The sequence below is a fragment of the Enterococcus xiangfangensis genome, assembly GCF_005405365.1.
Classification (GTDB): domain Bacteria; phylum Bacillota; class Bacilli; order Lactobacillales; family Enterococcaceae; genus Enterococcus_A; species Enterococcus_A xiangfangensis.
In genome coordinates this window covers 27,393-42,810 of sequence record NZ_BJDX01000004.1, presented here as the reverse complement: position 1 = coordinate 42,810, position 15,418 = coordinate 27,393, and the positions used below count along the sequence as shown (strand labels likewise).

Annotated in this window: 14 protein-coding genes; all 14 read right to left on the bottom strand. The window is 39.3% G+C overall.

All coding sequences use genetic code 11. The features are described 5' to 3' along the window. Window positions 1–113: 113 nt before the first annotated feature. Entirely contained in the window at window positions 114–1,040 is a 927-nt protein-coding gene (gene dnaI / locus FFM68_RS06010) for a primosomal protein DnaI (RefSeq protein WP_137618521.1), read from the bottom strand. Then, window positions 1,040–2,353 carry a DnaD domain protein gene (locus FFM68_RS06005; protein WP_137618520.1) on the bottom strand — a complete coding sequence of 438 codons (1,314 nt, stop codon included), beginning with the start codon at window positions 2,351–2,353 and terminating at the stop codon, window positions 1,040–1,042. Before FFM68_RS06005 ends, dnaI begins: the two co-directional genes overlap by 1 nt. Window positions 2,354–2,365: 12 nt before the next feature. Further along, window positions 2,366–2,839 carry a transcriptional regulator NrdR gene (nrdR, locus tag FFM68_RS06000; RefSeq protein ID WP_137608356.1) on the bottom strand — a complete coding sequence of 158 codons (474 nt, stop codon included), beginning with the start codon at window positions 2,837–2,839 and terminating at the stop codon, window positions 2,366–2,368. A 183-nt stretch (window positions 2,840–3,022) separates the two neighbouring features. Beyond that, complete coding sequence (coaE, locus tag FFM68_RS05995; RefSeq protein ID WP_137618519.1) at window positions 3,023–3,622, bottom strand: dephospho-CoA kinase; 600 nt, start codon at window positions 3,620–3,622, stop codon at window positions 3,023–3,025. Then, window positions 3,622–4,458: a DNA-formamidopyrimidine glycosylase gene (gene mutM, locus FFM68_RS05990; protein ID WP_137618518.1), complete on the bottom strand. Its 837-nt coding sequence runs from the start codon at window positions 4,456–4,458 to the stop codon at window positions 3,622–3,624. The genes coaE and mutM overlap by 1 nt, the downstream gene beginning before the upstream one ends. Window positions 4,459–4,550: 92 nt before the next feature. Continuing rightward, window positions 4,551–7,190 carry a DNA polymerase I gene (polA, locus tag FFM68_RS05985; protein WP_137618517.1) on the bottom strand — a complete coding sequence of 880 codons (2,640 nt, stop codon included), beginning with the start codon at window positions 7,188–7,190 and terminating at the stop codon, window positions 4,551–4,553. A gap of 282 nt (window positions 7,191–7,472) precedes the next feature. Further along, the gene (locus FFM68_RS05980) at window positions 7,473–8,156 is read right to left on the bottom strand and encodes a Bax inhibitor-1/YccA family protein (RefSeq protein WP_137618516.1); all 684 of its coding nucleotides are present in this window, start codon (window positions 8,154–8,156) and stop codon (window positions 7,473–7,475) included. Further along, the gene (locus FFM68_RS05975) at window positions 8,149–8,613 is read right to left on the bottom strand and encodes a MaoC family dehydratase (RefSeq protein WP_371851309.1); all 465 of its coding nucleotides are present in this window, start codon (window positions 8,611–8,613) and stop codon (window positions 8,149–8,151) included. Before FFM68_RS05975 ends, FFM68_RS05980 begins: the two co-directional genes overlap by 8 nt. A 184-nt stretch (window positions 8,614–8,797) precedes the next feature. Beyond that, a complete protein-coding gene (murC, locus tag FFM68_RS05970; protein WP_137618515.1) occupies window positions 8,798–10,132 on the bottom strand; it encodes a UDP-N-acetylmuramate--L-alanine ligase in 1,335 nt (444 codons plus the stop codon). A 101-nt stretch (window positions 10,133–10,233) separates the two neighbouring features. Further along, a complete protein-coding gene (locus tag FFM68_RS05965; protein WP_137618708.1) occupies window positions 10,234–10,683 on the bottom strand; it encodes a SprT family protein in 450 nt (149 codons plus the stop codon). Next, entirely contained in the window at window positions 10,676–12,856 is a 2,181-nt protein-coding gene (locus tag FFM68_RS05960) for a Tex family protein (protein WP_137618514.1), read from the bottom strand. The genes FFM68_RS05965 and FFM68_RS05960 overlap by 8 nt, the downstream gene beginning before the upstream one ends. A 91-nt stretch (window positions 12,857–12,947) precedes the next feature. Further along, entirely contained in the window at window positions 12,948–13,862 is a 915-nt protein-coding gene (locus FFM68_RS05955) for a DMT family transporter (protein ID WP_137618513.1), read from the bottom strand. Window positions 13,863–14,047: 185 nt separating this feature from the next. Further along, window positions 14,048–14,773, bottom strand: a complete 726-nt coding sequence (locus FFM68_RS05950) for a metallophosphoesterase family protein (protein ID WP_137618512.1) — start codon at window positions 14,771–14,773, stop codon at window positions 14,048–14,050. A 38-nt stretch (window positions 14,774–14,811) separates the two neighbouring features. Then, the gene (locus FFM68_RS05945) at window positions 14,812–15,183 is read right to left on the bottom strand and encodes a VOC family protein (protein WP_137618707.1); all 372 of its coding nucleotides are present in this window, start codon (window positions 15,181–15,183) and stop codon (window positions 14,812–14,814) included. Between the last annotated feature and the right edge of the window lie 235 nt (window positions 15,184–15,418).

The following is a 15,418-nucleotide window of genomic DNA, read 5'->3' as shown; positions in this document are numbered from 1 at the left end:
TCACATCCTAAAATAGATTATAACACTCCTTAAAAAAAGCGCCCCTAAAAAAGAGCTAAATGACAGCGCTTTTTAATAGGGCGTTTGTTTTTTTCTAAGAGAATTTTCGTTTTTTAACCGTTCCGACGATTTTCGCCAGTCATAAAAATTTCTTTGCTCAAATAACGAATCCGTTCCATGATCCGTTGCGCTTTCAATGGTTCTTCATCGCCACGCTGAGTGACAGATAAATGTTGTTCAAGTTGATCCATATTGAAATTCGAAGAGAAAAATGTCGGCAACTGTTCTTGCATCCGATGCTGTAAGATCACGCCTAACACTTCATCGCGAATCCAAGCACTCATCGAGTCTGCCCCAATATCATCGATCATCAAAATCGGTGCACGTTTGACTTCGTTTAATTTAGGACCCACGTTATCTTTGGAAATCGCTTGTTTCATTTCACCCGTGAACGTAGGGAAATGAAGCAGTGTCGTTTCAAACCCTTTAACTGCTAATTCATGTGCAACCGCTCCAAGTAAATATGTTTTTCCGACTCCGAATCCTCCAACTAAATACAAAGCTTTGTGAAACATTTTAGGATTTTCTTCGTATTGATTGATAAAGTCCAGCGACGCTTCAAGCGCTTCGCCACGGCCAGATGTGACCTCAAACGTCCGAATAGATGCTTTACGGATATCTTTTGGCATATCTAAAGAGTTCACGCGATTACGGATTTCTTCCTCTTTTTTTACCCGCAGCAGTTCATCTGTAGGAACATATGTCACATCAATAAAGTGAAAGTTCAACCTTAATTGAGGTTCATAACCTGGCGCAATCATTGTAGGATCAGAGGCTAAGTACTTTTTCTTTTCTTGGACGAATTCATATAATTTTGCAAAAGATTTTTCAATATCTTCTTGTGTCAATTTTTCTTTATGTTCCTCAATAAATTGACGCACATCAGGATCGGCCAAAATTTCTTCCATCATTTGACGATAACGACCATCGACCCCACGGCTTTTGATGATACGATTCAACTCTTTTCCGACATCTTCCATTAAGCGTCACCTTCTTTACTTAGATATTCCGCTAACTTGCGGTTCAGTTCTGCTTCTTTTTCTGGTGCTAATTTAGTTTCCTTTGGTGGTTGTTTGATGTGCTCTGGCAATGCTTCTCTACGAACAGCCCCGCGTTTTTGATAGGCCGGTCGACTTGTTTGCGGTTTGCGCACCAATTTTTGATTGTTTTCCCGTACATGTGCAATCGCACCTTCTGGGGTAACGATTTTTTTCTGTGCCCAGTCATTTGCGATCGCATTTAAATAATTCGCGTTGATCACCGCTTGATCTTGGATCACTAAAATATAATTGATAATGATGTTGATGACACTTTTAGGCAGCAAGTTGCGACCAATCAATTCTTCTAACAGTCGAACTTCTGTATTTGTCTCAAATCCGCCTTTTTCCCGCTTGATTGCCCGTAAAAAAGTGACTGGCGCGATTTTTTTGCTTTGTGCAATAATCTCCAATTCTTGAGACGAAAAATTACTTGTCGTTTCTGAATGCTCCGCTACAGCTGTTTGCTGTTTAGCAGAGACAATTGGGCGTTTTTCTTTATTGATCAACTGGCGCAAATAATTAAAGTTCAACCCTATTTTCTCTCCAGCAGCGGCTTTAGCCACATATTCTGCTAGATCTAATTCATTCAACCCGTACAATGTCTGAAAAGTCTGTAATTTTTCCCGCTCTTCCTGACTCAATAGCAGATTGAACCGTTTCAACTGCTGGGTAAATAATGACCAATCAAACTCGGGATTTTCCGTAAATGCTACTTGTGTTTGTTCCAATATCTCGCCCTGACTAGTAAAAGCTTTTTCATCTAGCCGATAGACATCACGAAAACGTTTCGTAATATTTTTCAGATTTTTCTTATCAAAGGAAGTTGCTTTAAAGCGCTCAACCAACCGTTCGTAACGACTTTTTCCGACTTTATCTAACAATAAATAGGCCATTAACGGGTCTTGAAAAAATTTTTCAGGGGACAATGGCAAGCGCAATTGATAGATCAAATTCAAACCGATCTCATGATCAACTGCTTGATAGCTCTCTAGCAGTCCCATTCCTTCAAGGCGTTCACGAGCCTTGATCAGATTCATCAATCCGGCATCAATCGCTGCCAACAAATCCGTATGCATCAGACTCGGACTTTTGCCTTCCAGTGTAAGATCACTCACTAAAGTTAGGTATAAACTAGCAGCAGTGCTGCCGATGATCGGCTGATACAAATAAAGCAGTGACTCCTGTTTGCTTTGATCGAGCCGCGGTTCGCCGTAGACCGTGTAAAAGGTACTAGGTTTTAGTTCTTCTGCCACTAAAAAAGCCTCCTACTCTTCTTCCGTTGTCTTCGCTTTGTCGACAATCTCCTGCAGCTCTTTTAAAAATACAGACATGTCCTTAAACTGGCGATAAACGCTCGCAAAGCGGATATAGGCAATTTCATCGACATCCATCAAATCTTCCATGACAAATTCGCCGACTTGGCTCGTCGGTACTTCGTTTTCACCCATACTACGGACGCGATTTTCTACGTGATCAACGATTTGTTCCATCTGTTCCATTGCTACCGGCCGCTTTTCAGCTGAACGAATCAATCCGCGTAAAATTTTATCCCGGCTGAATTCTTCACGATCACCATTGCGCTTAACAACTAATAATGGTGCCGCTTCGATTCGCTCAAATGTTGTGAACCGAAAACCGCAGCTCTCACATTCTCTTCGCCGACGAATTGCTCGCCCATCATCCGTTTGCCGGCTGTCGATTACTCGAGAATTATTATGATTACATCTTGGACAACGCATGATTTCACCTACACTTTCTTAACCATGATTAAATTCACGAAACGTGAATATTTTTTTGTTATATAGAATAATTTTTTAAAAACAAATATCGTTCAAAAGAAAAAAGTTATTTGTTTATATAACATGAGTTTACCATAACCAGCTCGCTAAAAAAAGCGTCGTAAAGCTACGACGCCGAATTCATTAAGAAACAAATTTATTTTCTTTTAACCAGTCTGAAACTTGCTTGTGCGTTGTTTCTTGTGAACCGCAATTATCGAAGACGATCGTCGCCCTTTTTTTCTTTTCTTCTAACGAAAGTTGGCTGTTGATTCGTTCTAGTGCTGCTTTTTTAGTCAAATCATTTCTGGTCATCAAACGGTTTAACTGAATGTCCGGTGTCACGTAAACCACGGCTATCGCATCCATCATCGCTTCATAATGTCCTTCGTATAATAGCGGAATGTCGGCGATTACTAACTCTGCTGTTTTTTTCGCTGCTTGAATTTGGCGTTTGATCTCCCCCCGAATAAATGGATCGAGAGTTTTGTCTAACAGTCGGCGTTTTTTTTCATCCTGAAAAATAATGGTGCCTAATTTTTTACGATCTAAACGGCCATCACTTTGTAAAATAGTTGTACCAAATGCCTGTTTCACTGCCTCTAAGCCATCCGTACCAGGCTCTACCACTTCTCGTGCAACCATATCACCATCTATGATTGGAAATCCCTTTGCTTTGAAAAAATTTACAACTGTTGTTTTCCCGCTGGCGATCCCACCAGTTATTCCTAGAATAAAGCTCATCATTCCACCTTCTTTAATTTTTGACAGTGAGGACAAAGATGCGTACCTCTTTGTGCCACTTTGATTTTAATGATCGGTGTTTGGCAGCGAGAGCAAGGTTTGTCGGTTTGACCATAGACATGCAATTCTTGTTGAAAATGTCCCGCTTCGCCCAAGGCATTTAAATATGTTCTGATCGTCGTCCCGCCGGCTTCTTTTGCTTTTGCGATGACTTCAATGATCGCTTCGCGCAAACGCTGAACAGCCTGTCCATTTAATGTATTCGCCGGTTGTTCAGGATGGATCTTCGCTAACCATAGAACTTCATCGACATAGATATTTCCTAACCCAGCGACGATTTTTTGATTTAATAATAATGGTTTGATCATCGTTGAAGACTTTGCCAACTGTCTTTTAAAATCGGCTAGCTTAAATTCTGTCTCAGTCGGTTCAGGTCCTAATTGCACCAATCCTTTGTATTCTTTTGCCGCCCCTTTTTTCAATAAAGCCATCCGACCAAATTTTCGTACATCACGGTACACTAATTCTGTCCCATCGGTGAAAATAAATCGTACATGGCTGTGTTTGTCTAACGGTGTTGGCGCAGCAAAGTACTCATATTTCCCCTCCATCCGTAAATGAGAGACCATTTCATAATGGGTGAATTGAAAAATCAAATACTTTCCACGCCGGTCAATTGTCTCGATTTTTTCTCCGACTAATTGTTGTTGAAAAATTTCTACTTCTGGAAACTCAATGATCCGCGGCCAATAAACATCTACTTTTGCAATTGTTTTTCCTTTAACTAAAGAGACGAGTCCCTTTCTGACCGTCTCAACTTCTGGCAGTTCCGGCATCTTTATCATCCTAACTCAATTAACATTTTTGTTTTTTGTCAACTTAATAATATCTAGAAAAGAAGAAGCTGGAATGTTCTCCAGCCTCTGCGTTATTTTGCTTCGTACCAAGTTTTTCCCCAACTACTGTCGGTTAATAATGGGACATCTAATTGAACGGTATTTTCCATCACTTCTTTGACTAAGTTGTCTAATTGTTCCAATTCGCTTTCTGGGACTTCAAAGACAAGTTCATCATGTACTTGCAGTAACATCGTTGCTTGAAGTTTTTCTTCTTTTAAGCGTTTTGCCATTTCGATCATCGCCAGTTTTAAAATATCTGCCGCACTGCCTTGGATCGGTGTGTTAATCGCAGTCCGTTCTGCAAATGAACGAAGATTGTAGTTGCGAGCGTTGATGTCTGGCAAATACCGACGGCGATTATATAATGTCGCGGTATAGCCTTTATCTTTTGCCTCACGAACACTTTCTTCCATGTAGCGTTTCACATCTGGATAATTTTCAAAATAAGTATCGATATACTCTTGCGCAGCTTTACGCGTGATGCCTAAATTCTGCGATAATCCATAATCTGAAATACCATAGACGATACCAAAATTCACTGCCTTAGCATTTCGCCGCATATTCGGTGTCACTTCTTCTTGTGAAACATTGAAGACTCGCATCGCTGTACTTGTATGGATATCCATCCCGTCATGGAACGCTTGTTTCAAATGTTCATCGCCAGAAATATGCGCTAGAACCCGCAACTCGATTTGTGAATAATCTGAAGAATAAATCAGCCAATTTTCAGCTCGCGGTACAAATGCTTGACGGATTTTCCGTCCTTCTTCCAACCGGATCGGAATATTTTGCAAGTTTGGATCAACTGAGCTTAAGCGTCCCGTCTGTGTCAATGTTTGAATATAACGCGTGTGGATCTTATTGTCACTTTGGATAACTTTTAATAAACCTTCGACATAAGTCGATTGGATTTTAGCAATTTGGCGGTAATTTAAAATGTATTCGGCAATCGGTGCTTGTTCGCGTAATTGTTCTAAAACATCTACAGCAGTTGAATAACCTGTCTTTGTCTTTTTGATCACAGGCAGTTGCATTTTTTCGAACAAAATCACGCCTAACTGTTTAGGTGAATTGATGTTGAATTCTTCGCCGGCTTCGCGGTAGATTTTTTCTTCAATTTCTTGCAGCCGTTTTGAAAATTCTCCACGCATGGATTGAAGCCGCTGCGCATCGACGGTGATCCCGGCGATTTCCATCTCGGCTAAAATACGAGAAAGCGGCAATTCCATCTGATAAAATAATTTATCTTGCTGTTTTTCTTCCAATTCTTTTTCTAATTTATCATTTAAAAAATGAATTGCTTTGATTTTACGTGCTAAATGACCGAATAAAAGTTCCTCTTCTTCCGGCAATCCTTTTTTAGCACCTTTGCCGTAAATCTGCTCATCTGTTTGAATCTCCGTGTAACCGTAATACTGCGCCACACCAGCGATATCATTGCTGTTATCCGTCGTATCTAATAAATAAGCAGCCAGCAATACGTCAAAATTGATTCCTTCCGTTTTAGTAATATAACGATTCAACGCAACATACGTGCGCTTAGCATCATAGACTTTCTTTCCATTTGCAGTTTCCAGCCATTTTTTAAAAGCTTTATTTTCAAATAATGCCAATTCATTTGTTACATAGATCTTTTCACGGGTTCCCCATGCAACACCTACAATATCTGAAAAATGGTAATTTTCTTCCAGCATTTCAACATATAAAGCAGAATTTGGCTCAAACATATCCGCACTGAATTCTGAGACAACCTCAAACTTGATATCTTCTAATTCGACTTCTTCTTCAACTACGTTTAACTTATTCAAGAAACCTTTGAAATCCATTTCTTTGAAGAACGGAATCAATTTATCTAAATCTTTTCCATCATAAACTAATTCATCAATTGAAATACTTACGGGTGCGTCTAACTTGATCGTCGCCAGTTCTTTTGAAAGAAAGGCTTGTTCTTTGTCGTTGATCAAATTTTCTTTCATTTTACTTTGTTTTAATTCAGCAATGTTTTCGTAGATCCCTTCGACGCTGCCAAATTGTTTTAGTAATTTGATTGCGGTCTTTTCGCCGACCTTGGTTACGCCGGGATAATTATCCGAAGTATCTCCTGCTAAACCTTTCATATCGATGATTTGATTAGGTGTTAGTCCATCATATTTTTCAGCCACGTGCTCAGGTGTATACGACTCGATTTCACTAACTCCTTTGACCGTAATATCTACTTTGATCTTTTCTGTCGCTAATTGTGTTAAATCACGATCGCCTGATAAAACGACTACTTCAAATCCTTCATCGGCTGCCCGATGTGCCAATGTCCCAATGATATCATCTGCTTCATAATTATCTAATTCATAATGTTTTACACCTAAACCAGCTAATAGATCCCGTAAATACGGCATTTGTTCACGGAATTCTCCAGGAGTTTTCGAACGTCCACCTTTATATTCAGCATACATCGCTGTTCGAAAGGTCGTATTTCCCGCATCAAAAGCAACCAAAACGTGTGTTGGTTTTTCTCGTTCCATAACATTTTCAAACATATTATTGAAAGCATAAATCGCATTGGTATGGAGCCCATTCTTATTTTTAAAACGTTCCAAAGAATTATGCAGGGCAAAAAAAGCACGGAAAGCAACACTGTTTCCGTCTACTAATAATAATTTATTCTCACTCATGTCCTCGACTCCTAATTCATAAAAAGTATTTTTTTCTCAATTTCTCTAAATCAGCCGACGAATCGTTACTGATGTCTTTTATTCATCATGTTTCTTGCAACAAGTCGTACTCCAAATTAAAGATGGCAAGATGACTGTTTGAGGTGGATTCACTGATCGATCCAACCACTTTTCTTCCACCCTTCATTTTAACAAAGTATTTAATGAAATGAAAAGAATGGCGTCGCTTTTTGCAAAATTATTCTAATCGCTGAAAATAAAAAAAGAGACGAATATTCGTCTCTATTTGCTGCTGCCAAAAATTCTTAAAAATGAGATGAACAAGTTAATGAAGTCTAAATACAATTGCAAAGCCATAAAGACCGCTACCCCATTACCTGCCTCACCATTTGTCCCTAGATAGATCTTGCGGATCATTTGATTATCGTAAGCTGTGATCCCTGACATGATTACTACCATTAAAATTGAAATAAAGAAATCAACTGCACTGCTTTGCAATAAGAAGACATTCAACAACATTGCAATGATGATCCCAAACAAACAGCTCAAAGCAGCTCGGCCGATACCAGAAAGATCACGTTTAGTGAAAGAACCGATCAATGACATTACTAAAAATGTCGCTGAAGCTGTAATAAACGCTTGAGTCACAGTTCCTAGGTCATACATCGCCAAAGTAACGGCCAATGTCAATCCGTTCAATGCTGAATAGACGATAAATCCGCCGATCGCTAACGTGGGATTTTTCTGTGCTTTGAATCCCAGAAAAACAACAAGGGCGATTTCAGCAATCCAGATTCCCCAGAAACCTAGCGGAAAATTATTGATAAAGTTTTGAACTTGGAATATCCATGGTCCTAACGCCATGTATGAAATCACAGCACTGATCCCGATTCCTAATGCTAAAAAAGCATAGATTTTGCCGTAGAAACGGTTCAATCCGTATACACGTGCTTCTTGATTATTCATTTAGATCATCTCCTATTTGTACTTGTGGCGGTTTTACCATGACCACAGCATCCAAGATGCGTTTTTCTTCGTTGTCAGTGGATTCTACCGCTTCAACAGAGATCGTTACGACATCTTTCATTTTATCTACTTTGATTACTTCAAACTCAAACGTTAATGTTTCATAGTGAAAAACTGGATCAATAAAATTGATGGAGAAATTCACTACATGAGAACCCGGTCCTGGTAAATGTTTTGAAATTGCGCTTGTAATGATTCCCATCACCATAATCGATGGTACAAGCGGTTGTTCATACTCAGTTTCTTTTGCGTAATCGTGTTGGATGTATAAAGGATTTGCATCATTTGTCAAACCCAAATACAAAAGAATCTGATTATCTTCGATTGACTCCGTTAACGATAACGAGTCGCCTTCCTCAATCTCATCAATCGTCTTGCCTATTTTCCGAGCCTTCATATTATACAAACTCATTCCCTCCGTATTGTGTTCTACCTCATCATTTTATCAGAAAGCAATGAAAACACAAGTTTGTGTATGCTTTGTGCTAAAGATTTTTAAAATATAAATAGTTGTTCTTCATCTGCTTAAACGTTGTTAAAAGAAGGGCTCTGACAAAAGTTGTCTGAACCCTCCTTAAAAATTATAATACGTTGCGTGTTGTATTGCTCAATAGATCTTCATACGCCCGTTCAAATTTTTGAACATCTCCGGCACCCATAAAGATGACTACAGCATTTTCATGGTCCAATAATGGTGACATGTTTTCTTCTTTGATAACTTGTCCGCCTTTTTGGATTTTTTCGCCTAAATCTTCAATCTTCACATCACCAGCGATTTCGCGGGCTGATGAGAAAATATCACAAAGATAAACTTTATCGGCACGATCCAACGCTTCAGCAAATTCATCCATCAAAGCAATCGTCCGTGTGAACGTATGCGGTTGGAAAACGGCGATCAATTCTTTTTCTGGATATTTTTGACGAGCAGCGTCAATGGTCGCTTTGATTTCAGCTGGATGATGAGCATAATCATCGACAATAATCATGTCGGCAACTTTTTTCTCTGTAAACCGGCGTTTCACACCAGAGAAAGTCAACATTTCTTCTTTGACCTTATCCATATCCAGATTTTCAAAATATGCGACTGCAATCACTGATAAAGCATTCAAAATATTGTGTTTACCAAATGAAGGAACGGCAAAACGTCCGATGAATTTTTCTTTATGATAGACATCAAAAGCTGATCCGTTCGTTGTTCGAACAATATTACGTGCTTGGATGTCATCATTTTCAGATAGACCGTAATAATAAATCGGCACATCTGCTTTTAATTTACGTAAGTATTCATCATCTCCATATGCAAAGATCCCTTTTTTGACTTGAGAAGCCAATGTTTGGAAGGCTTCAAAAACATCCTCGATACTCTTGAAATAATCCGGATGATCAAAGTCGATATTCGTCATGATCGAATAATCCGGAGCATAGGCTAAGAAATGACGCTGGTATTCACATGCTTCAAAAGCAAAGAATGTCGCATCTGGAACACCGTGACCTGTTCCATCACCAATCAAATAACTGGTTGGTGCTAAACCGTTCAACACGTGTGCCAACAATCCAGTCGTACTTGTTTTACCATGAGAACCAGTCACCGCGATACTTGTGTAAGGCTGGATAAATTGACCGATGAAATCATGGTAACGCACGATCTCTAGTCCTAATTCTTTTGCTTGTGCGATTTCCTCGTGTGTATCAGGAAACGCATTTCCTTGAATGATTGTCATGCCTGCTTTAATGTTGTCTTTATTAAATGGCAAGATCGTGATCTTGGCTTTTTCTAAATCACGTTGTGTGAAAAAATATTTTTCGACGTCAGAACCTTGTACATCGTAGCCCTTTTCATGCAGGACCAATGCTAGCGAGCTCATACCCGACCCTTTGATTCCAACAAAATGATAAAGTGTATCTTTATTATTCATTTAATCATCTTCCTTATATGTACAAAATTGTTTGCGGTTCACATTATCATATAAAACAGTAAAAATAGCAATCTTTTCTTCTTCATGGGATCGAACAAACACTATGCTTCGATCGTCTTCAAAAATTTCAACTTCCCTTGGCAGCCTCCACACACATACTTTTTCGTATCGATTTTGCGACGGCGTTTGACCATTTTTTGACACTGCTGGCATTGATACACTTGAAAAACAACGGGTGCTAACAGCGGCGCAAAACGAGAACCACCAGTCTTTTTCAGCAATTGTTTAAACTCCAGATCTTTATGCTGATAGCCGCGACCAGCTAAATGCAAATGATAATGGCACAGCTCGTGTTTGATCACTTTGATCAATTCCGCCGTTCCATATTTTTCAAAAACCAAACGATTAAAGTCCAGATCATGACTTTGTAAATGATAGCGTCCACCGGTTGTTTTCAAGCGCTGATTGAAACGAGCATTGTGACAAAACGGTTGTCGAAAAGATTCTTGCGAAACCTTTTCGACTAGCGTTTGTAATTCTTGATCAGTCATTTTTTTCACTTTGGATCATCGTCAAACTGATTCGGCCTTTTTTCACATCAATTGCTTCAACCCAAACAGTGACCACATCGCCAACAGAAACAACATCAGTTGGATGTTTGACATAATTTTTGCTCAATTTAGAAATATGGACCAATCCGTCTTGTTTGACCCCGATATCAACGAATGCACCAAAATCGATCACATTACGTACCGTTCCTTGTAATTCCATACCCGCTTGCAGGTCTTCCATCGTCAACACATCTTGACGCAGCAATGGTGCCGGCATTTCGTCACGCATATCTCGGCCCGGTTGAACCAATGCTTGTAAAATATCTTTGATTGTTTCTTTCCCAATCTCAAGTTCTTGTTGCAATTGTGGGACTTGCAATGCTTTGATTTTTTCAGCAGCTTCAGTTGAGCCTAACGTTTTCAACTCGACATCAGCTAATTTTAAAATCTCTTTGGCACTAGCATAACTTTCTGGATGAATCGCAGTCGTGTCTAAAATATTTTTTGCATCAGGGATTCGTAAAAAGCCAATTGCTTGTTCATAAGCTTTTGGTCCTAAACGTGGGACTTTTTTTAATTGCGGCCGTGAAGTGAATGCGCCATTTTCTTCACGATAGTCCACGATATTTTTAGCCGTCGTTTTATTTAAGCCGGAAGCATATTGCAGCAGTTGCGGACTTGCTGTATTGACGTTGACACCCACTTGGTTCACTGCTGTTTCAACAACAAAGTCTAATCGTTCTGATAAACGTTTTTGAGCAACATCGTGTTGATATTGGCCGACTCCAACTGCTTTGGGATCGATTTTTACTAATTCAGACAGCGGATCTTGAAGGCGTCGAGCAATGCTGACGGCACTACGTTCTTCTACTTGCAAATCAGGAAATTCTGTCCGTGCGATGTCACTAGCTGAATAGACAGAGGCTCCCGCTTCGTTAACGATCACATAAAAAACTTCTTGTTGGACTTGCTTTAATTGTTCAGCAACGAATAACTCTGATTCGCGGCTCGCTGTCCCATTCCCAATTGCTACCATTTCAACGCCGTATTTTTTTATCAACATTTGAAAAGCAGGTCCAGCGGCTTGCCGTTTCGCTTGCGAAGCCGGTTTATGGGGATAGATCACTTCGATTGCTAAAACTTTTCCCGTTTCATCGACTACCGAAAGTTTGCAACCCGTCCGATAAGCCGGGTCAAACCCTAAGACGACTTTTCCCTTCAATGGCGGTTGCAGCAATAGATTACGCAAATTTTCACCAAAAATATTAATTGCTTGTTCATCGGCTTCTTCCGTTAATTCATTACGGATCTCCCGTTCGATTGCAGGTCCAATAAAACGTTTATAACTGTCTTTGTACGCTTCTCGAACAAATTCAACGGTAATCGCGCGACTATTTTCCACTAATTGATTTTCTAAATAAGCGAAAATCTTTGTTTCTTCCGCAACGATCGCGACTTTCAAAATGTCTTCTTTTTCACCCCGATTAGAAGCCAGCACTCGGTGTGAAACCATCTTATTGATCGGTTCGGTAAAATCATAGTACATTTCATAAACGCCTTTTTCATCTTTATCCGCATCTTTAACTTTACTTTGATAAACACCGTTTTTCTTAGTAAAATTACGAATCCAAGTACGATAATCGGGATTGTCGCTAATTTGTTCGGCGACGATTTCATGCGCCCCTTGCAACGCTTCTTCGGCATTTGCGACCGTTTCATTGATAAATTCTCCCGCTTTCGCATAAACATCTCCAGTTTGCGGGAAACTCAGCAAATACTGCGCCAAAGGTTCTAAACCATTTTCTTTAGCGATTGTAGCTTTAGTCCGTCGTTTTTGTTTATAAGGACGATACAAGTCTTCAACCTTTTGTACTTTGACAGCTTGTTGAATTTTTTGGGCTAGTTCCTCAGTTAATTTTCCTTGTTCATCAATCAGACGCAAGACTTCACTTTTGCGCTTTTCTAGATTTTCTAAATAATTGTAGCGTTCCTCGATTTCGCGAAGTTGTACTTCATCCAGACTGCCAGTCATTTCTTTACGATAACGAGCGATGAACGGAACCGTGTTGCCTTCTGCTAACAAATTCAATGCAACTTTGATTTGTTTTGCACTATAATCAGTCAGTTCCTTGTTCAGTAGTTGAATGATCTCTTGGTTTAAATTTTCTGCCATTTTACTTCCTCATTTCATTCAAAATCCTATTTATTCTACCATACTTCAAGTAAGAATGCTTCTTCAGTAAAATCAAAACGCCTTCACGTTATCAGTCGTGAAGGCGTTTGTTAGCCCGTATTTTTCTTTGGCGCAAAAAATTAGGCAATTCTGATAATACCAAACCAGTCAGGGTTAACAAAATCCCGAAAAAGGTTCTAACAGTCAGTGGTTCTGCTAAAATTAAAACAGACGCTAACGTCGTTAACATCGGGATCGTATAAATATAAACAGCAGCCCGAACAGCTCCAAGAGTTTTCACGGAAAAATTCCACGTGACAAAACATAGAGCCGACGCTCCCACTCCTAAAAAGATGAGATTGCCGAAATTTGTGATTTGGGTGAATCGTGAGAAATCGAAAGTATCGATACTAAAGAATAAGACCGGCACCATCCATAATAACCCATAAAAGAAAATCCGTTGCGTCGCAGCAATCGTCCCCTGACCAAAAGTACTGATCTTTTTGACGATCAAGGAATATGCTGCCCAACAAACCGTAGCCAATAGCGCTAAGCCATCACCAAGCGGATTCACGTTTAACGTTCCAGAAAAGCTAATCAATGAAATACCGATCATTGAACAAATAAAACCTAAAACAAAGACCCGTGGAATCGTTCCTTGCTTTAAAATGAACCGGCTGATTAATGCTGTCATAAATGGACTGACCGACCCGATCACGCCTACATTCATAGCTAAAGTAAAGGTCAATGCAACATTTTCTAAATAATAATAAAGAAAGACACCTAATAGGCCTGCTATCAAATAATATCTCTCTTCACGCCAGTTTCTAAATGGGACTATTTTTCGTGAAACGATCAATAAACTAATAAAGCCAATCAAGAAACGAATAAATAAAATTTCAATCGGCAAAAAATCTTTTAACAGGACTTTGGTTGAAATAAAGGTCAATGCCCAAATAGCAACTGTTAAACCGGCTGATAGATGACCTTTGGCTGTCTCTGACATCTTTGTGCCTCCTAATAAATTCAAAATACGAAAGTTATTTTATCATGCTTTGCCGCTGTATAGACCTCGCTGCAAGAAAATTCAGAAAAGAGTTTCTGCAATAGATTGGATACCTATTGCAAATCATTAGAAAGCTGTTAACTCTAATTTAAAAAAAGGATGCGACAATTTGTCACATCCACTGCTTAAAAATCAGGTCGCCATGCAGTCGTATTTGGTAATTCATAATCTTTTACGATCCCATTTTTATCAAAGACAACCCCATGAAGACTGCCACCAAAGACTGCGCCGCCATCAATCCCAATTTTTCCATCGGATTGCCAAAGCGCGGTCGTTTGCATATCACCATACAGCATCGGTGTGATCGTATGACCAAATACGATCGTCTTGCCCGTCTGATTCTTGCCTTCATGAAACGGTTCGCGAATCCATAAAAAGTCTTGCAGTGAGCTTTCCTGCCAAGGCTTCGTTAAATCTACGCCGGCGTGGACGAAGAGATAGTTGTTCCATTCATAATAAAATGGACGCTCCGCCAGAAATTCCACCAGCGATCGATACCGACTGCGGATCATCATTGCGATTTCAGTAGGAGAATACTCCTCTGTCGCACCTTTATGCAACAAACTTTCAATCGTTTCTTTTCCGCCATTATACATGTAACTTGGAAACCAATCTTCTGGACTCTCCATAAATTCTAAGAAATATTGCTCATGATTGCCTCGTAAATAAATTGCTTGATATTTTTCAACTAATTCCCTACCTAATAACCAACAATCTTTACTTTTCGGACCACGGTCGTTTAGATCCCCAATCAAGATTAGCTGTTGTTTGTCCGGCTGGAATTTTTTCAAAGTTTCTTGAAATAATGTATACTCGCCGTGAACATCGCCAATTACAAAAACTTGATCCATTCTCACTCGCTCCTTCCAGCCAAACAAACAAACACAAACTATTTGCCAGATACTACAAAATAATTGCCGTCTGTATCCACAAAATTGAAGACATATTCTTCACCAATCTGAGTTAAATCTCCTAATTGAATGCCAGCTTCTTGCATTTTTTTGTACAAGTCGATCGTATTCTCGCTGCCAAAGATCAAAGCTGGTGCAGGTTCAGTCGCTTCATCATCATTCTTTTCAATAAATGCCCGATCATAAATCACCAAATGCGTCGTACTGCTTTCACTCATTGCTACTTCCGCAACTTGTGATCCATCCAATTCTTCAAAACTAATCTCAACAAAACCGATCGTTTGCCAAAATAAACTGGCTTTTTTTACATCGTTCGCATATAAAATCACTTTTACTTGTTCATTAAACAAATTAGTCACTTTCCTCTCGAATTCCTGTTTGCTTATTTTGCTAGATAACTACTAACGTATTACTGTTGTTCTATAGTTTGAACTTACTACTGGTCATACTTGGCTCGCACGTTTGAATGTTCGATTATCGCCTCATTATAAAAAATTTAAAAAGACTTTTTGAATCAGCAACTAATCAAGAAATGTCGTTATGATTTCCGAATAAATAAAACAAAAAAAGTACTTCCAATCGCTA